Source organism: Paenibacillus sp. S28 (assembly GCF_016624415.1).
Taxonomy (GTDB): Bacteria; Bacillota; Bacilli; order Paenibacillales; family Paenibacillaceae; genus Paenibacillus_AQ; species Paenibacillus_AQ favisporus.
The window spans coordinates 488,459-506,114 of the sequence record NZ_JACVTM010000001.1 but is presented as its reverse complement, the minus strand read 5'-3'; the positions used below and the strand labels follow the sequence as shown (position 1 = coordinate 506,114).

Here is a 17,656-nt window from a genome sequence, read left to right as displayed (position 1 = left end):
TCTCCTTACACGTCGGGTCACTTTAGTTGATTATATGGTCATTAATCGTAGAAGTCAATAGATTGATAGAGAAAAACACCTCTGCTGGCAAAAAAGCTTTCATGAAGTATTTCTATTCGTTTTTATCCGATAGTTACCAGCTGTATTAATAAATTTTATCGTTTAAACGCATCCCTAAGACACGACCTCGATCAGTAAAAAACAGCTGCATCAGCAGCTGTTCCCTGTTCATTTGGATTTATAAAAGGCGGGTGATTGCCGTCATACATTCGGCGCTAAACTTGGCAGAAATCCTCGATGATTTGCCGCTTCATAGCCTCGACCAGAAATTGATCCGGATAAGTCGAGATCATGAGCATGATTCCCTGCAGTGCGGAGGAAAAGTACAATGACCTCGCTACCGGGTCGGATGCTCCCAGTTTTTCAAACATGCGGCACTGGATTTGAAACTGGCGGGCACTTTCCTCAATCAGGAGCTTGCCGTATTTGGCGACGGTTTCATCGGCTTCCGGCTGGGTCTGCAGGTGCAGATAGAACCGGAACACCTCAGGAGAACGCCGCACATTATCGACGGCCCCTTCAACGATATGTTTCAGCTGCTCTGCCGGCGTCTCCAATGCCTCTGCCTTCTCCATGACCTGTATCAATTCCCCGATTCTGGCTTCGACCATGGCACTGAGCAATTCTTCTTTCCCTTTGTAGTAGTTGTATAGAAGCCCTTTGGACACGCCGGCGTGTTTGGAGACGTCATCGATCGAGGTGGCATGGTAACCTTTTCTCATAAAAAGGTCTATGGCTGCTTCCCGGATCTTCGCCTTGGCCTGCTGACGTATCCGTTCATTCTCTTCCTGGGTGCGAGGCATTTAACGTCTCTCCTTCAAAAACTCGGCAATATAGCTGTACATTATTTCCGGATGGGTTAAGGGCATCATATGGTCCGCCCCCGGAATTTGGACATAACGAACATTCGGCAAGCTCCGGAACAGCTCTGCGACGCGTTCATTATCCGGGATCTCGTTATCGCCGATCATAAGCAGGGTATCCACCCGAAGATCTTCCAATCGACCGATGGCCGGAGGCTGCGGCCAAACGGATTCGAAGCTCCCCCATTCGGCCGTTTTGGCCAGGTGATGCCTGAACATGTCAATCATCAAGCGGCGCTGCGGACTGGACATCACGATCCGGTACAGTGGAGCGCTAAATGCGAGCTCCATAATTTTATCGGCATCCGGGGCGGCCGCGTTCACCTCACTCATCCAGCGCTCAAACTCTGGTGATGGCTTATAACCCGTCAATGAGGGGCCGATGAGCACCAAGCCCGAAACACGATTCGGGTATTGAAGGCTGAAGTCGGTGGCGATTTGGCCGCCTCCCGAATGCCCGATGAGGACGGCGGAATCCAGGTGAAGGTCGTCCATAAGCTCATACAAGTCTTCGACGTAGTTCGCCGGTTCCTTGGGAGAAGGAGATTTGCCTGCACCCCGGCCGTCATAAGTAATGACCTGGTAATCTTTGGCGACTAACGGCGCCAGGAATGTCCACAGCCTGCTGTCCGTGCCTCCGCTGTGTATAAAAATGACGGGCTTTCCACTGCCATGAATCTCATAATACAAATCCATCTTGGATCCCTCCATCCATCATTTACCTGATCATGTCATTAATATTACTATTGGTTGAACGGTTAGTCAATGAAAAAAACGCCGAACCCATCGGGTTCAGCGTATGAAGTTCAGCTTATCATCACCTTTAAGCTCTATTCGTCTTCCCCAACTCCCTGCAATCCATTACCGAAGGAATCAACGCAGCTCCTGCGCGATTTCCCAAATATGCCCGCCTGGATCCTGGAAGCTTGCCGTCCGGATTCCCCATGGGCGGTCCATCGGACCGTTCAGCAGCGCAACGCCGGCTGAATTCAGCTCTGTGCACAATGCATCCACGTCATCAACACGGATCGTGAACACAAACCTCGCTCCCGCCCCGCGGTCTGCCACCGGAGCCGGATGCGTAAGCTCGTCCGCTTCGGTTATTTTCAGCAGATTGACGCTCATGTTCCCGAAGTTATATACTGCCGAGTTGTCGTCCTCGTATACAGAGGAAAGGCCGAATACCCGCTCATAGAATGATTTGGCCTCCGGCAGATCTTCCACAAACAACGTGATGACATCGATGTTTTTGGCTCCCCATTGAATCATCGTCCATCTCTCCCTTTTGAAATGTGATCAAAAACATTCGTTCACATGCTGATTCTATCAAATCATCATGAGCCGGATTTATTCCCGATTGCTATACTTGCGTAAAAAGTGAATACAATCGATCGGGAACAACAATAAAGCGCACAGGTTCGCCTGTACGCTTTAACAGCTTTGTCGATTATTTTTCCTCCAGCTCATCGGGCACATCATACTTATTGATATGCGAAGTCAGGGCCGCGACGGCATCACTGGCATCGGTCGTAGCGGGCACTTCGCGTACCACATCATCGGTGACGTCATAGTCGTTCAACCGATCTGCCTCTTTTTCATTTTGTTTAGGCACTTCTTTCATCGCAATTCTCTCCTTTTTATCCCAGAAAATGATCCTGCTCCTGTAACGAATACAGCGGTACTTCCCGCTCAGCTTCCGGATTGTCGAGCGGATAGACGCGTGCGGTTTCGCTCAGCTCGTCCACATGCTGTATATAGATGGGGGTTCCATCCAGCAGTACGTTTGCCATGACTGGCGAGGATGCGATTTCCTGTGCTCTTTGAACGTTCATTTTGTGTAATGCCTCCATATGTTGAGTAGAGTTCGCTTATACTATGTACGGGGGCATGCGGTGTTATTCATCGCGCTCCCCGGAAACAAAAAAACCGCGGCATCCGCGGTTTGCTGTCATACATGGTTTGTATCAGAAATCAGAATCCTTTGCCTCCGATCGGCCGGACTTTGATGCCGCCAGCTTCAGCAATGAGATGCCTGCAGCGTCCGATGAGCTCCAGCACCTTCTCATTCTTCAACGAGGCCGCGTGAGCTTCCTTGCTTTCCCATAGCTCCGTAATCCAAAGATCATCCGGATTGTCCTCCGCTTCATGCAGGATATAATAGATGCAGCCTTCCATATCCTCAAGCGTCCCGCTGGATTCCAGCATCATTCTCGCGAGCTCATCGCGCTGCCCCGGCTTTGCCGTCAGTTTGCCGAACATTGCATATTTTTCCATTCTCGTCCTCCCCTTCATCACAACTCGTACATGTGATTCATTCCCTCGCAACTATCATCAGTATAGACGATAATTACTGACAGATACGGTCAGGGATTTTGAGAACTTGTCCTAAAGTTCGTGAAAACAAATAAAAAGGGCCGGATACACCGATCCGATCCCTTGTACTTGTTACTTGGCTTGAATATATCCTTCTTCCTTCAGCAGTTCGGCAATCAGCACAGCCCCGCCTGCGGCGCCGCGCAGCGTGTTATGCGAAAGACCCACGAATTTGAAATCATAAATGGAATCCTCACGCAGTCTGCCTGCCGAAACGCCCATGCCGCGTTCAATATCGCGATCCAGCTTCGTCTGCGGCCGGTTTTCTTCCTCAAAATACGTAATGAACTGCTTCGGTGCGCTTGGAAGGCCCAATTCCTGCGGTCTTCCTTGATACGCGCGCCAGCGCTCAATAATTTCTTCCTTCGACGTCTTTTTCTCAAAAGAGACGAACACGGTCGCCAAATGCCCGTCTGTCACAGGAACGCGGATGCACTGGGTCGTGATGATCGGAGAGGACGCCTTAACGATTTGCCCGTTGTCGATGCTGCCCCAAATGCGCAGCGGCTCCTGCTCGCTCTTCTCTTCCTCACCGCCAATGTAAGGAATGACGTTATCCAGCATTTCCGGCCAGTCCGTAAAGTTTTTGCCTGCGCCGGAGATCGCCTGGTAAGTCGACGCAACCACCTGAGTCGGTTTAAAATCAAGCAGCGCGTTCAGCTGCGGCACATAACTCTGGATCGAGCAGTTCGGTTTGACCGCGATAAACCCGGTCTTGGTACCGAGCCGCTGTCTTTGCGCTTCAATTACGCCGATGTGGCCTGGATTAATTTCCGGAATCACCATAGGCACGTCAGGCGTCCACCGGTGTGCGGAGTTGTTCGATATAACAGGCGTACCCGTCTTGGCATATGCTTCTTCAAGCGCTTTGATTTCGTCCTTTTTCATATCCACGGCGCAGAAAACAAAGTCAACTCCCGAAGCAACCTCTTCGACCTTCGAAGCGTCCTGAACGACAATCTGCTTGACGTCCTCGGGAATCGGCGTTGCCAGTTTCCATCTTCCCTGCACCGATTCTTCATAGGTTTTACCGGCGGAACTGCTGCTTGCCGCAATCGCGGTCACTTGGAACCAGGGATGCTGATCCAAGAGCTGTACGAAACGCTGGCCAACCATGCCGGTTCCACCGACAATACCGACTTTAAGTTTTTGTGACATGAGTGATTCCAATCCTTTCGAAGTAGAGTATGAGATGTTGTCTGCTAAACAAATACTATGGTGACAGGCGTGGCTCGTTAAACCGTCTATTAGACACTATTCAAACCGTTTGAATTGGTGTGCCCATCCGCCTGTGAGCAGCGATATTTACAGGATCATGACGAAAAAATAAAAAATCCCACCCCCAAGACTGCCGTCTTAGGGACGAGATATCATACTCGTGGTACCACCCCAGATTCGCTAAAATGTCGCCATTTTAGCCTCTTCGAGTACGGCACCAGTCAACTGATGCATATACTCTAGCTCTGTAACAGGAGCTCCTGGCACACCATCCTCTAATTGAACATCGGGTTCCGGCGTGCTGCTCAGAGGCTTTATTCAATAAAGGACTCAATGCTCCTTTTCAGCGGACGGAGCTCTCTGGGAAATGCTTCCTTTACCTACTCTTCTCTTCATCGCATTTCAAATTAACGGTTCTTACATTACGCTTATAATATCGGAAGTTACGCCTGACGTAAACCTTTTTTCGCAAAAAAATTCCGATTTCACAAACCTGGCAAAAGAATGGATCCATCGGCTGCGATTCAGCGAACCGATTTCCATGCCTCATCCAACAGTTCGGCATTGATGCCCATGCCTGCCAACGCGCCCATGGAAGCCGCAGCAATGGCTTGATACATGTCAGAAGCGGCATCTCCGGCACTGAATACACCGGGGATATTGGTCTTGCCGATCCGATCGGCCACAATGCTTCCGGATTCCGACACTTCGCAGCCCAGCGACTGCGGCAGGTCAGTGGCAGCAGCCAGTTTCGGCGCAAAGAAAATCCCGGTGCAGGCAACGGATTCGCCGTTCTCCAGGAGAACCTGCTTTACGTTGCCTTCTTCAGACTCAATCTTGTGAATCGGCGAGTCTTTAACGGTAATGCCGTGGCGCTCCAAATCTTCGCGCTGCTCCGCAGTCAATTCATCCGGACCGTTCGTGCATAGCGTTAAATCTGTAGACCATCCCATCAGCACTTTGGATAAATGCATCGCTCCTTCGCCTTTGGCAATCATTACGAGCTTCTGGTCCTGCAGTTCCCAGCCGTCGCAATAGGGGCAGACAAACGCGGTTTTTCCGTATACCTCATCCAACCCTGAAATATCCAGAGGCAGGTCTCGTTTGCCGGTTGCAAACAACAGCTTCTTGCTGCGGAACACCTTTCCATCAACCGTGCGGATCCGGAAGTCGCCGTCACTTCCTTCCACGGATTCCGTCTTCCCTTGAACAAACTTGATTGCAGGGTACTGACTGATTTGTTCTCTGGCGATCCGACGGAACTCCGCGGGAGCGATACCGTCCCGAGACAGGAAGTTATGCATCTCATGGGTTACCCGATTGCGCGGGCGACCTTCGTCAATTACCACCGCGGAACGTCTTGATCTGCCCAGCGCAAGCGCTGCGCTCATGCCGGCTGGCCCGCCTCCGATAATTACCGCATCCAACAATACTTCTGACATACTAATTCCTCCCTTTATAGATCCTTTTTGTCCATAATAAACGCGCAAGAAGTTTATTACTTCTTGCCTGCTGCATGGGCATCACATGAGCCCGCCTGGTTCAGCGCCGATTGGATCGTATGCTGCTGGAGATAACGGTTCATCTGCTGTTCCGCGGCATCCATCACCTGTTTGACCGGGCATCCTTCGCCGAAAGCAAATTCCGGCGTTTCCGGTTCGTCCCCCGCAGCTTCCAGGGACGGCAGCGGATGGTCGCTCCCGTGAAAGCATTCGTACAAGTGCTGACGTCCTTCGAGAACCTGAACCACGTCCAGAAAAGTAATTTCACTGGCGGCCCGGGCAAGCTCATAGCCGCCGTTCACACCGGTAACTGCGCGAACAAGCCCATCCTGCCGCAGCTTGGACATAATTTTGGATAAATAGCTCTCGGAAGCGCCCAGAGATGAGGACAGTTCTTTAATTCCCACGTTGCGGCCCCGTTCCGATTTCGCCAGCAGCATCAAGGCGTGTAAACCGTATGCAGTACTTTTTGAAAATTGCATGCTGGATTCCTCCTTTTCAAGCAGCAAACCATAACAGCGCATTTATTATGGACCTGTAATGTCCATTATATGCAGAACATGATGATAAATCAAGCTTCCTACCTATGAATGCTTCATTTCTTTTAGCATCTCTGCGACACCAGCTTACTTTATGTTAGTTGGTCCAGGTACTTGGATTATATCCAAAGATTTTGCGTTCTTACGGGATGTTGCTTCTCCTCTTATAATCATAACAAGCTCAATAAAAGAATCGTTACGAAGGAGTTGTCACCCAATGAAGAAATCGTATTCCACCCTTTTTGATCCATTTCATTTTCCGTCAGCCAACATTTCTTTAAAAAACCGGATCGTGATGTCTCCTATGACCCATATGAGTTCCAATGCGGACGGCTCCATTTCCGAACAGGAAATTCAATACTACAAACGGCGTTCTCATGGTGCTGCCATGGTCATCACAGCGGCAACGTATGTATTGCAGCAAGGAGGAATGCCTGGTGCGCCCGGCGCCGACAACGACGCCCTCATTCCCGGACTCCGCCGGCTTGCCTCGACGATCCAGGGAAACGGAGCCAAGGCCGTGCTGCAAATTTTCCACGCAGGCAGACAAGGCTCCAAGACAGGCGATTACGTCAGCGCCGGAAACATCCCGGAAGATCGGGAAGGAGCCCCCGTCCCACGCAGTCTCACCGAGCAGGAAATGGAAGGCATCATTCATGCTTATGCAGAAGCAGCCCGAAGAGCGGTTGACGCCGGATTTGACGGGGTGGAAATTCACGGCGGCAACGGAAATTTGCTGCATCAATTTTTATCCCCGATGACGAACCGCCGCACGGACCTTTATGGAGGGAGCTTGGAGAATAGAATGACGCTGGCCCTAGCCATTATTCGCGAGGTCCTTCGGACCGTTCGTAAAGAGTCTGAAAAACCATTCCTGGTCGGCTTCCGGTTTTCGCCTGAAGAGGCGGGAACGCCGGGTATTACGATGGCCGATACCCTCTCTTTCGTCGATGCATTGTCGGATACCGGGATCGATTACCTTCATGTATCGTTGACCAGCTTCCGTTCCGTGCCGCGAAGGGGGATTCAGGACAGCCGGTCACGATTGGCGATTCTTCAGGAGCGCGTCGGCTCGCGTATCCCCATTATTGGCGTCGGCAGCATTTACACGCCCGATGACGCACTGGAGGCGCTGTCCTCCGGCATCCCGCTCATCGCCCTGGGACGGGAGCTCATCATGGAACCGGATTGGGTACAGTTGGTATTGGAAGGCCGTGAACAGCAGATCCGAACGTCCACCTCCCCTCTCGACCTGCAGGATTTATCGATTCCCGAACCGCTGTGGAGCCTCATGATGAGTATTCCCGGCTGGTTTCCGCTGCGCAGTGACCCGCAAGTTGTGGACGCCGAAAGGTAATGATTTTCCTTCAGTCTTTATAAATCGCGACAGACGGCCGCCAGCCGTCTGTTTTGCTTTTTCCGGCACGTGTTCTGAAGAGCGATCCTCTATCGATGCCCCTAGTTTAAGTTCCTCCGAAAAAGGCAACGATGAAGCAGAATATAAATTTCAAGGTGAGGATTAGGATGCGGCCTTTTTTCAAATCCAAAAAAGATTCCAGTGGTGATTCCAACCAAAATCATGACAAAAACGAGCAGCCTTCGGAATTTAATATGCCTGAAACGCCTCTTTCCAAATACCTGGATGTTAACGTCCAAATGATCAAGGAAATGACGGGCGACAGTTCTGATATTATAATCCGTCGGTTGGACCAGGTCCTGGGAAAACCTGTCCATGTCGCCGTCATCTACACCGACGGTTTGGCCGATGAGCAGATTATCAACAATTCCATTTTGAAATCTTTGACGCAGATCCAGGCCGATGCGGATTGTTCGCTGGACCCGCCAAAACAGGTACTGGGTTGGATCAAACACCGGTTTTTAGCCATTGGCCAAGTCACGGACATCGATACCATGAAGAAACTGTTTGACGCCATTCTTGCCGGCAATACAGTCATTCTGGTAGATGGTACAGCCAAGGGAATATCAGCATCCTCAGCCGGTGGGGAACAGCGCGGTGTAGACGAACCCCAGTCCCAAACCGTCATCCGCGGACCAAGGGAAGGCTTTACGGAAAACCTCCGGGTCAATACGTCATTAATCCGCCGCAAAATCAAAAATCCGAATCTATGGATCGTTGACCGAACGATCGGCCGCGTAACCCAAACGGACGTAGTCGTCATGTACATCCATGGTATCGCTAGTGATGACGTGGTGCAGGAAATTTTAAGAAGGCTCGACCGGATTGACATCGACAGCGTTCTGGAGAGCGGATATATCGAGGAATTTATCCAGGACGCCACCTTTACGCCTTTTCCGACCCTTACGAATTCAGAACGGCCCGATGCTATTGCCGGTGCCATTTTAGAGGGGAAAGTAGCCATTCTAGTGGACGGGAGTCCCTTTGTGCTCATTGCCCCCATTACGATTTTTAAGCTGTTTCAGTCCAGTGAGGATTATTACCAAAAATTCGATATCGCGACGTTTCTTCGGTTGATGCGTATTATCGCATTTGTCTTTTCCATGCTCCTGCCCTCCATGTACATCGCGATCACAACATTTCATCAGCAGATGCTCCCGACGACCCTGCTCATCAGCCTCGCGGCCCAGCGGGAAGGCGTCCCGTTTCCGGCATTTGTCGAAGCGCTCGCCATGGAAATCACTTTCGAAGTTTTGCGGGAAGCCGGGGTGCGGATGCCAAGGGCGATCGGGTCCGCGATTTCGATCGTCGGCGCGCTGGTGCTTGGACAAGCGGCGGTTCAGGCAGGATTGGTATCTGCAGCGATGGTTATTATCGTGGCTTTTACCGCCATCGCCGGCTTCGTCGCTCCGTCGGTCAGCTTATCCAATTCGGCTCGGCTGCTTCGTTTCGGATTCATGCTGCTTGCGGCTACGCTGGGATTATTCGGGATCATTGCAGGATTAATGGCGATGCTCATCCATTTGTCAGGGCTGCGGTCTTTCGGAATCCCGTATTTGATTCCGCTGGCGCCCTTTTCTCCTTCCGATCAAAAGGACGCATTGGTGCGTGTGCCTTGGTGGGCTATGCTCAAACGACCTACTCTAATCAGCAAAAAAAACATCAAACGCCAAAAATCAATCCAAAAACCATCGCCATCGAATGATGAACAAGAGCAGTGAACATCCAGATCAAACGAAGAGGTGGAAAAGATGCTCCGGAGACTGGGCCTTATGTTTCTCTTACTGTCGGTCGCGCTGCTGACGGGCGGATGCTGGGACAGCCAAGAATTGAATACGCTGAGCATCATTTCTGCGACGTCAATCGACCGAAACAAGGGTAAATGGGAGATTTCGTTCCAGGTCGTCATTCCGCAATCGATTGCCACCCAGACAGGCGGCGGCAGTGCAGGAAGCCAGTCTCCGACGACCATTTTCTCAACCAAGGGGCGCTCAATTGCCGAGGCGATGCAGAATGCCAGCCTGGAAACATCAAGGAAGCTCTTTTTTGCCCATAACTCTGTTCTCATTCTCAGTGAAGATGTGGCCCGGAAAGAAGGCGTCGGAGAAATTCTTGATTTTTTCCTTCGTCCGTTCGAGAGCAGGGAGACCATGTCCGTCCTCTTAACCAAGGGCAAAGCCTCCAATTTGCTGGAAGTGCTCATCCCTTCGGAGAAAATATCCGGCAACGCCATCCAGCGGATCATCGATCAAAGCCAGAAAAATTTGTCCATGGTCCAAAACATGCGGCTCATCGACTTCGCCAGAATGATAGCCAGCCCGGATGAAAGCGCCATGGCGCCCGAGCTCGAGGTATCCGGAGATCTGACCAAGCAGTCCTCTCTCGACGCGCTGAAAAAGACGCGAAATGAAGCGGTCATTAAGCTCGGAAAGCTGGGCGTATTCCGTAAGGACAAGCTGGTAGGATGGATTGATCAGAAAGACAGCAGTTCTGTAGCGTGGCTTTCCGACCGTGTAAGCAGCATGATGGTCGTGTTTCCGTGCAGCGCAAAAGACCAAAAAGAACAGCTGCTCAGCTATCGCGTGATGAAATCGTCTACCAAGCTGGAACCGAAGGTCATTCATGGAAGATCGATCATTTTCGCCAAGATTCAGGCAACCGGAGCGATCGACGAAGCCGGCTGCAACCTGGACCTGAAAAAGCCAAGCGTCATACGGGAATTAGAACGTACGATTAGCAAACAAATCGGCGATGATGTCATGACAACCTGGAGCCACCTGCAGGAAATGAACGTCGATTTGGCTGGATTCATGAACGCCATACACCGCAAAGATCCCTCTACCTGGAGAAAATTGATGAAATCCAAACGCCCAGTAGAAGACATCAGCCTGCGCGTTCAGGTCAAGATTAACATTGAGCATACAAACATGATTACAAAGCCTTACTCCAGCTTGCTCAAAGACCAAAAATTCTAGCGGAAGGAGTGCCCCTACTTGCAAAAAATAGACAAATACGAGCTGATCGCGATGATGATCCTGTTTCTGATTGGGACGACCCCATTATATGAATTGGGCGTAGGAGCCAAGCAGGACGCCTGGCTGGTCGTCATTGTCGCGATGCTGGCCGGACTGCTGCTGCTCCTGGTTTACCTTTTCATCCAAAAGGGGAACGAGGAACGGAATCTCTTCGAAATTCTGAACCAGCATCTGGGTCGTATTCTGGGTACTATCGTCACCATCGCTTATATTTTCTATTTTTCCTATGAATCCATGAGGAACACCAGGGAGTTTGGGGACATTATCAACATTTCCTTTCTTCCCAAAACGCCGCTGTCCCTCCTGATGCTGATCATGATTCTGCTGTCCGCCTATGCGATTTCCAAGGGAACGGAAGTTTTTTTTCGCGTCGTCGAATTTCTGCTCCCCTTTACCATCTTGGGCTATTTCCTGATTTTCTTGATGTTCATCGTCTCTAAAAATATTCATCTGGAGCGGCTGCAACCCGTGCTCGAGCATGGCATCATGCCTGTGATCAGGGAAGCCATTCCGAAAGTCATCAGCTTCCCGTTTGGCGAGGTTGTCGTGTTTCTTGCGTTTTGGAAGCATTTGAACAATAAAAAAAACCTGTCCAAGCTGTCGATCTTATCCTACCTGTTCGTGGGAATCCTGCTGCTGATCTTCAACTTGTTGAATTTAACGATATTGAGCCCCCAAATCTTAAGCATTACCACCCTCCCCATGCTCAGATCGGTCCGCTTGATCGAAATCGCTGATTTCCTCGAACGGCTCGATCCGGTCATTATTTTGCTGATTTATATCGGCATTTTTGTGAAAATGACGGCTTTTTACTTGGGGGCGGTCATCGGCCTTTCCTATCTGGTAAAGATGAGCCACAAAAAATTAACGGTCATCGTCGGCGCGTTTATTTATACCATTTCTTTTGCTGCGCCCAATTTTATTTACCATACCTGGATCGGATTTACGCGAAACCTGATGTACGACTTTCCGGTTTTCCAAATCTGGATTCCCCTTGCTTTGGCAGCCGTTGTCCTAATGAAGAAGCTCTTTTCCCGAAAAGGAAAACAGACGAGAAGAACGTAAGAGAAACACCGATCGAAGTAAATTCTAAGAAGACCGCTTAAAGCGGCGATTTCTCTTGCGATATAAGGAAGCCAAGTCAAGAAAAAAGGAACCGCTGCCTGCGGCTTGCAGAGCAATGGTTCCTTTTCCGTAATTCAACACAATCCGGTTCGGGTTAACGCTGCAGCTTCAAGCATCTGGGCTGCATTAAATATTGGCCCGTAATTTTTTCCGCCTGAAGACGGATCAAATACTCCCCTTCTTCAGGAAAACGCAGCTTCCCCACGTAAAACTCACGGAAGTCATACGGTCCGCCGGTCGGCTGCACCTGAGCACGCAGTGACTGGTCTCCGGTAGTCACCAGGTAGGTCCCGCCTCCTCCCCCCTCGGCGTCACCGCTGCCATATTCGATGCACACGTCGAAATCCGCGGCCCCCATGGTCCGGACAGACCAGACCGCCTCGGCACTTTCGTCTGTCCAATCCAGGAGGTTGTCACGGCCCTTTTTCCCGGTATCATACTTCAGTCCGGCTCCGGATATTTCGGCATCGAATACGCCTAATTCAAGGATGCTGCCTGCCCGTGAGTCCAATAGTCCCACCGGATTGCCATCGACCGGACCGGAACAAAGGATGGCGATCACTTGTGGTTTGGAAAATTCGTTCACTTCGGAAAGCACCGATTCAGGCAGTTCAATCTCCAAATCCTGTTCCGATAACCGGGTCAATTTCAGTTCCCTGCCGTCCTCCAGCATATAGGCCCGCAGAACGTCCGTCTTCAGGCCGGGAACGACCAGCTTCCGGTCCGTTGGCCGGTCGAAGACATGCAGATACAGTGTGTTTCCATTCACAGTGCACCTGCCCCATGACGGCTTTGCCGTCGGGGATGCCCCCGCCCCGTAAATACTGTCTCCGTATGTATCTAACCAACCGCCGATTTCCAGCAAAATCGATTCGGATACCGGATCCCACTCTCCCGTCTCTGTCGGTCCGATATTGATGACCAAATTGCCGTTTTTGCTGACGACATCGATCATCTGCCGGATGATGGATGCGGAAGATTTCCAGTTGTGATCCGATTTTTTGTACCCCCATGAATCGTTTAGCGTGATGATGCTCTCCCAATCCTGGCGCAAAGTCCGGATGGTCAGCTGATTATCAGACGTGTTGGAGTAATCCCCGAGGGGAGCCTTCCACACCCGGCTGTTCACCAGGCAGTCCGGCTGCAGCGAGTATACGGTGTCCAGAAACTGCTCCCCCTGCTCGCGGGTCAGCTTGCCACCGCAGTCGAACCACATCAGGCCGACCTTCCCGTAATCCGTCAGCAGCTCGCGAACCTGAGGTATCGATTTATTATTCAGATAGCGCTCGAAGCGGCTTCGCTTATCCGGATTGTGCACCCAGCTCTCCACGTCGTCATAAGCACCGATATTGCCGGGGTAGTCCCAGGTGTTCCCCTGGGAATCGGGATCATGCCAGTCCATGGCGTGCGAGTAGTAAATACCCAGCACCATTTCTTCCTGCTCGCATGCTTCCGCTAGCTCCCGGAGTGGATCTCTTCGAAAGGCCGCATGCTGGACAGTGGAGTAATTGGACACATGCGAATCATACATGGCGAATCCGTCATGATGCTTGGCCGTGAAAATGATATATTTCAAACCGGCCCTTTTGGCGGTACGCACCCACTTCAGCGCGTCAAAAGAAGAAGGGTTCCAGCCTGCCGCCATCTCTTCATATTCGGCGGCCGGAATCTTTGCGCGCAGCATGATGTGCTCACTGTAGGAAGCTTGGATCTCCTTCCCTTTCCACTCGCCTGCCGGCCGTGCGTAGGGTCCCCAATGGATGAACAGGCCCAGCCGGGCTTCCCTCCACCATTTCATCCGGTGATTTTGCTCCTCAGACTGAGAGCCATCAGGGGCTGTCTCTATATGAAAAGGATCATCGAGCAGGTTCTCCGGCGCGGACCCTGCTGCTGTCTGTTGGACCTGTTGTTCGGCCTCTCGTTTCATTCGTCATATCTCCTTTCACGCTGAATTACTGCCTCAGCGCTGATACACTTTACCATAATCTCAGCGCCGAGCCGCGCAGCTTGGATACCGCCTCAACAAAGAAATAATCGCCGTAAATCAGCGGTGTATCGATATGCACACCACCCGGCAGATTGGATGTGCCGGACAGGATCAGCCCTTCTTCCCCCGGCATATCCCATGTCCCGTAATGCTCATGCAAGGAGCGCACAATGCGTTCTGCAGAACGGAGATACAGCTGCGCTTCCGCCTCGGGTACCAGACGGGACATCTCGATCAGCCCGCATGCCGCGCAGGCCCCGGCAGAAGTATCCCGTGGCTTGCCCCCTTCTTCAGGCGCCCGGAAATCCCAGTGCGGCACATGGTCCTCCGGCAGATTCGCCAGGAAAAAATGGGCGGCCCGCTTGGCGCCAGTCAAAAAGCGTTCTTTTCCCGTATAAATATAAGACAGGGTGAGTCCGTAGATGGTCCAGGCACTGCCTCGGGACCAGGCGGATTCTTCCGCATACCCCTGACCGGACATGGCACCGATTCGTTCACCCGACTCGGGATCAAATTCGAGGATATGATAACTGGATCCGTCCGGACGCAGAAAATGCGCCAGCACCGTATCTGCATGCGCCGCGGCGATATGGCGGAACCGGGGATCCTCCGTTACTTCAGTGGCCCAATACAGCAGCGGCAGATTCATCACCGTGTCGATGATGGACCAGCCTGCCCGGTTCACCCGCTCCAGGTCATGCCAGGCGCGGATGAAGCTGCCTTTTACATTAAAGCGGCTTGCCAGCTGGGCGGCGGCCATCAGCCCGCGGTGTTTGGAACGCTCGCTGCCGGTAATCCGGTAGTCGGCCACGGCCGAAAGCGTCCATATAAATCCGGCATCATGATGCACAGCGAGCGAATACAGCGGTTCGTCCAGCTTCTCCTCGATCAGCTCGGCAATCCCCTGCAGCCCTGGATGGTGCCCGTCTTCGGCAATATGCCACAAGATCCCCGGCCAGAAGCCGGCAGTCCACCAGGACGGGCGCAGGTTGTCATAGACCCCGTTGACGGATGCATGCGGAAAACTGACGCTAATCCGCTGACTGGTGCGCTCCACTTTGTTTACGATTTGCTGCCAAGCCCCTTCCGCCCACTGCTGAACGGATTCCGATATTAGCGCCGAGCTCCCTTCGCTACCCTTTTGTTTCGAAACGGTCTCTCCCATATGATCTCCTCCTGTAATTGATTGTTCCATTCTTATTTCAAGGCGAAGTCCGCAGCGGAATCACCATGTTCCAGGTATGTTCCGCTTGCCGGAAGCCCCCCGGTCCGTCCGCAACAGCGGCGAACAGATGCGTCGGCTGTCCATCCTGAAACAGAAGGAAAGGCCGTTCGAAGCTGCCCATCCAACGCTCCGATCCGTCCTCCCATCGGACGCGCCGGGAATAGGATTTGGGCTGGTCCGCGAGCCTCCAGTCTATGCCATCCGGAGAAAGTGCCAGAATGCCGCCGTGCTTCTCTCCGCACAGCTTCCCATCCATGTCTTTCGCGATCATGGCGTACCCTTCCGCCGTACGCCAAATGAACGGGTCTTCGATATGATACCGTTCCGGCGGAAACAGCGGCGCATCCCGGATTACGCGATAAGGCCCTTCATATCCTGCTGCCTCTGCTGCGCCCAGCGTCATTTGCCCATGGGCTGTGCCCTCATACCGCCGGGCTTTATAAACAAGCTGCACGGAGCCATCCTCCCGGATACATGGCGCCGGATTCGAGGTCAGGAAACTGTCGAACTTGCCCGGCCTCGTCGGCAGAATCGGCGTATCGAGACGCTTCCACGGCCCATAGACGCTGTCGGCGACAGCCAGGCCGACACGCTTGTTCGCCCTTGCCGCAATGACGCGACAGTCGTCCGCCTCTACCGTCTCTCCTGGCCGTGGCTCAGGGAAGGGATGCGTCGATCCCATGTAATACAGCAAATATTTGTCTCCATACCGGATGATGTGCGGGTTATGGGTGCTCCTTCCGTCCCAGTACTCCGCTCCCCGCGCTGGGAACACGGTTTCTTCGTAGGTATAGGGTCCTTCCGGGGTATCGGACGAGGCTCGGACGATTTCCGAACGGAGCAGCCAGCCCGGATGCATCCGCATCCACTTTGGCCACCGGGACGCAAACATATGAAAGCGCCCGTCCTCTCCGCGAACGACCGACCCGCACCATACCCACCAGCCTTCCATCCGAAAGCCCCCTTCCATGGGAGCAGGCAGCATCCGGTCAAACAGTGAAAATGTCACGTTCTCCCTCCGTTCATCATTAAGTTTCTCGACTTCTGTTTTTGCCAACTGGCACGCGTCATTCACGATTTAGCGGTCCCGGTTTCACGATGAGATCGTCGACTCCGCCAACCCGTACCGTTTTGCCGCGCTGCCGTGCAGCCATTCCGCCGCCAGTGCCAGCGCATCCTCACGGCTCAGCCATCCATCTTTGATCTGTTCATCCAGAAATCGGGCCAGCAGCTGCTTCACGATCAGCAGTTTGCCGTACGTCCATTCGATGCAGCGCGCATCCGAGACGATCAGCGAGCTTTTGAGCGGGGATAACGCCTCGAGCCGGTACTGCATGCTCTGCGTGTATGTGCTGGCACGGAAGTTATACCACCACATGCCGCCTACGTGAACATTGGCAAAATTCCAGGCCGCCTGTACGACGTCCAAATTGTTCTGTTCCGATGCAACCACCAGCTCAAACGGGATATTGTAACGCTCAAACAAGCCATACAGCTTTACGATCCGGAGCGGATCGTTCACAGGGGCGGCCGAACTGCTCCCCCATCTTCGTTCCACGCCGAGGAATAGCTGAAGGAACATGCCCCGCTCCTGCAGACCGGAGCAGATTTCATGGAGCAGCAGCATCATGCCCTCATCGGTCCGCCCCGCGGTTTCAAGCTTATAATCCTCATGCGCCGCAGCCTCATAATGGGGAAGCGTCGTCATGATCCCCGGACAGCCCATCTCATGATAGGACTTCAATTGCCCGGAAATGAACGCTTTCGCCTGCGCGAAACGATCCTGACGTTCATGGGCTGCGGAGGAGACGATGCCGGCGGCAAGCTCCGGCAGCCATCCGTCGATCCGGGGCAGCAGCAGAGCATCCTCCCGCATACCGTCAAATATGGCATGTTCTGGGCGGTTCACAACAAACCGCTTCACATGCAGCCGGTCGGCCACGCTTTGAGCCCAGCCTGAAGTACTACTCTGCGCGTGTACAGCTTCGTCCGCCTGAAGCACAGACGCCGTGTCATGGATGGTGATTCCGTATAAATCCCCCATGATCGCCGTAAAAGCACGGTTCATCATCGTATTACGGGTAGCCTTATAAGCACTAACGAAGGCTTCCGCCCGCTCCGGAACCGGCAGCTGTGCCGCATCCTTCGGATATCCCGCCGTCTGCAGCTCTTGGTTCAACCAGAAATAATCGGCGATCTCCCAAAAGTCGGCCGCGCACAGCTTGTCGCCTATCAAATGCGTATGCGTATCGATCACAGGCAGACGCATAATTTCTTCTAATAATGAAGATATATTCATGATCCTTGTCTCT

General features: G+C 52.5%; 17 protein-coding genes and 1 other annotated feature. Of the genes, 4 read left to right on the top strand and 13 right to left on the bottom strand.

Annotated features, from left to right (window positions below; translation table 11 throughout):
• Positions 1-275 precede the first annotated feature (275 nt).
• The 9 genes from IAE55_RS02180 to IAE55_RS02140 all read right to left on the bottom strand — a co-directional run bounded on the left by IAE55_RS02180 (position 276) and on the right by IAE55_RS02140 (position 6,498).
• Positions 276-863 carry a TetR/AcrR family transcriptional regulator gene (locus IAE55_RS02180; protein WP_145157237.1) on the bottom strand — a complete coding sequence of 196 codons (588 nt, stop codon included), beginning with the start codon at positions 861-863 and terminating at the stop codon, positions 276-278.
• Positions 864-1,619, bottom strand: a complete 756-nt coding sequence (locus IAE55_RS02175) for an alpha/beta fold hydrolase (RefSeq protein ID WP_145157236.1) — start codon at positions 1,617-1,619, stop codon at positions 864-866.
• A gap of 177 nt (positions 1,620-1,796) precedes the next feature.
• Positions 1,797-2,192 carry a VOC family protein gene (locus tag IAE55_RS02170; protein ID WP_105443145.1) on the bottom strand — a complete coding sequence of 132 codons (396 nt, stop codon included), beginning with the start codon at positions 2,190-2,192 and terminating at the stop codon, positions 1,797-1,799.
• Between the two features lie 178 nt (positions 2,193-2,370).
• The gene (locus IAE55_RS02165) at positions 2,371-2,544 is read right to left on the bottom strand and encodes a hypothetical protein (protein ID WP_186325861.1); all 174 of its coding nucleotides are present in this window, start codon (positions 2,542-2,544) and stop codon (positions 2,371-2,373) included.
• 16 nt (positions 2,545-2,560) lie between these two features.
• Complete coding sequence (locus tag IAE55_RS02160; protein ID WP_145020213.1) at positions 2,561-2,755, bottom strand: small acid-soluble spore protein H; 195 nt, start codon at positions 2,753-2,755, stop codon at positions 2,561-2,563.
• Between the two features lie 139 nt (positions 2,756-2,894).
• Positions 2,895-3,197: a putative quinol monooxygenase gene (locus tag IAE55_RS02155; protein ID WP_076166262.1), complete on the bottom strand. Its 303-nt coding sequence runs from the start codon at positions 3,195-3,197 to the stop codon at positions 2,895-2,897.
• A gap of 171 nt (positions 3,198-3,368) precedes the next feature.
• On the bottom strand, positions 3,369-4,454 hold the full coding sequence (asd, locus tag IAE55_RS02150; protein ID WP_076166265.1) for an aspartate-semialdehyde dehydrogenase: 1,086 nt from the start codon (positions 4,452-4,454) through the stop codon (positions 3,369-3,371).
• A gap of 197 nt (positions 4,455-4,651) precedes the next feature.
• Positions 4,652-4,919: a binding site (T-box leader), on the bottom strand.
• A 119-nt stretch (positions 4,920-5,038) separates the two neighbouring features.
• The gene (locus IAE55_RS02145) at positions 5,039-5,956 is read right to left on the bottom strand and encodes an NAD(P)/FAD-dependent oxidoreductase (RefSeq protein ID WP_200630801.1); all 918 of its coding nucleotides are present in this window, start codon (positions 5,954-5,956) and stop codon (positions 5,039-5,041) included.
• 56 nt (positions 5,957-6,012) lie between these two features.
• Entirely contained in the window at positions 6,013-6,498 is a 486-nt protein-coding gene (locus IAE55_RS02140) for an RrF2 family transcriptional regulator (protein WP_200630800.1), read from the bottom strand.
• Between the two features lie 274 nt (positions 6,499-6,772).
• Between IAE55_RS02140 and IAE55_RS02135 the strand changes: the two genes are divergently transcribed.
• From IAE55_RS02135 to IAE55_RS02120, 4 genes are all read left to right on the top strand, one after another.
• Positions 6,773-7,912: an NADH-dependent flavin oxidoreductase gene (locus tag IAE55_RS02135; RefSeq protein ID WP_200630799.1), complete on the top strand. Its 1,140-nt coding sequence runs from the start codon at positions 6,773-6,775 to the stop codon at positions 7,910-7,912.
• Between the two features lie 167 nt (positions 7,913-8,079).
• Complete coding sequence (locus tag IAE55_RS02130; protein ID WP_234489243.1) at positions 8,080-9,693, top strand: spore germination protein; 1,614 nt, start codon at positions 8,080-8,082, stop codon at positions 9,691-9,693.
• A gap of 51 nt (positions 9,694-9,744) precedes the next feature.
• Complete coding sequence (locus IAE55_RS02125) at positions 9,745-10,947, top strand: Ger(x)C family spore germination protein (protein WP_234489242.1); 1,203 nt, start codon at positions 9,745-9,747, stop codon at positions 10,945-10,947.
• Between the two features lie 18 nt (positions 10,948-10,965).
• Positions 10,966-12,072, top strand: a complete 1,107-nt coding sequence (locus IAE55_RS02120; protein WP_200630797.1) for a GerAB/ArcD/ProY family transporter — start codon at positions 10,966-10,968, stop codon at positions 12,070-12,072.
• Positions 12,073-12,226: 154 nt separating this feature from the next.
• On the opposite strand, the gene IAE55_RS02115 is transcribed toward IAE55_RS02120, so the two are convergent.
• The 4 genes from IAE55_RS02115 to IAE55_RS02100 form a co-directional block, all read right to left on the bottom strand.
• A complete protein-coding gene (locus tag IAE55_RS02115; protein WP_200630796.1) occupies positions 12,227-14,059 on the bottom strand; it encodes an alpha-L-fucosidase in 1,833 nt (610 codons plus the stop codon).
• A gap of 49 nt (positions 14,060-14,108) precedes the next feature.
• Positions 14,109-15,284: a glycoside hydrolase family 88 protein gene (locus tag IAE55_RS02110; RefSeq protein WP_200630795.1), complete on the bottom strand. Its 1,176-nt coding sequence runs from the start codon at positions 15,282-15,284 to the stop codon at positions 14,109-14,111.
• Between the two features lie 37 nt (positions 15,285-15,321).
• Complete coding sequence (locus IAE55_RS02105; protein ID WP_260986778.1) at positions 15,322-16,353, bottom strand: glycoside hydrolase family protein; 1,032 nt, start codon at positions 16,351-16,353, stop codon at positions 15,322-15,324.
• An 84-nt stretch (positions 16,354-16,437) separates the two neighbouring features.
• On the bottom strand, positions 16,438-17,643 hold the full coding sequence (locus IAE55_RS02100; RefSeq protein WP_200630794.1) for a glucuronate isomerase: 1,206 nt from the start codon (positions 17,641-17,643) through the stop codon (positions 16,438-16,440).
• Positions 17,644-17,656 lie beyond the last annotated feature (13 nt).

Excerpts from the sequence above, each read along its gene's own strand:
- IAE55_RS02180 (WP_145157237.1), bottom strand. The coding sequence starts at position 863 with ATGCCTCGCACCCAGGAAGAGAATGAACGGATACGTCAGCAGGCCAAG.
- IAE55_RS02175 (WP_145157236.1), bottom strand. The coding sequence starts at position 1,619 with ATGGATTTGTATTATGAGATTCATGGCAGTGGAAAGCCCGTCATTTTT.
- IAE55_RS02170 (WP_105443145.1), bottom strand. The coding sequence starts at position 2,192 with ATGATTCAATGGGGAGCCAAAAACATCGATGTCATCACGTTGTTTGTG.
- IAE55_RS02165 (WP_186325861.1), bottom strand. The coding sequence starts at position 2,544 with ATGAAAGAAGTGCCTAAACAAAATGAAAAAGAGGCAGATCGGTTGAAC.
- IAE55_RS02160 (WP_145020213.1), bottom strand. The coding sequence starts at position 2,755 with ATGAACGTTCAAAGAGCACAGGAAATCGCATCCTCGCCAGTCATGGCA.
- IAE55_RS02155 (WP_076166262.1), bottom strand. The coding sequence starts at position 3,197 with ATGGAAAAATATGCAATGTTCGGCAAACTGACGGCAAAGCCGGGGCAG.
- asd (WP_076166265.1), bottom strand. The coding sequence starts at position 4,454 with ATGTCACAAAAACTTAAAGTCGGTATTGTCGGTGGAACCGGCATGGTT.
- IAE55_RS02145 (WP_200630801.1), bottom strand. The coding sequence starts at position 5,956 with ATGTCAGAAGTATTGTTGGATGCGGTAATTATCGGAGGCGGGCCAGCC.
- IAE55_RS02140 (WP_200630800.1), bottom strand. The coding sequence starts at position 6,498 with ATGCAATTTTCAAAAAGTACTGCATACGGTTTACACGCCTTGATGCTG.
- IAE55_RS02135 (WP_200630799.1), top strand. The coding sequence starts at position 6,773 with ATGAAGAAATCGTATTCCACCCTTTTTGATCCATTTCATTTTCCGTCA.
- IAE55_RS02130 (WP_234489243.1), top strand. The coding sequence starts at position 8,080 with ATGCGGCCTTTTTTCAAATCCAAAAAAGATTCCAGTGGTGATTCCAAC.
- IAE55_RS02125 (WP_234489242.1), top strand. The coding sequence starts at position 9,745 with ATGTTTCTCTTACTGTCGGTCGCGCTGCTGACGGGCGGATGCTGGGAC.
- IAE55_RS02115 (WP_200630796.1), bottom strand. The coding sequence starts at position 14,059 with ATGAAACGAGAGGCCGAACAACAGGTCCAACAGACAGCAGCAGGGTCC.
- IAE55_RS02110 (WP_200630795.1), bottom strand. The coding sequence starts at position 15,284 with ATGGGAGAGACCGTTTCGAAACAAAAGGGTAGCGAAGGGAGCTCGGCG.
- IAE55_RS02100 (WP_200630794.1), bottom strand. The coding sequence starts at position 17,643 with ATGAATATATCTTCATTATTAGAAGAAATTATGCGTCTGCCTGTGATC.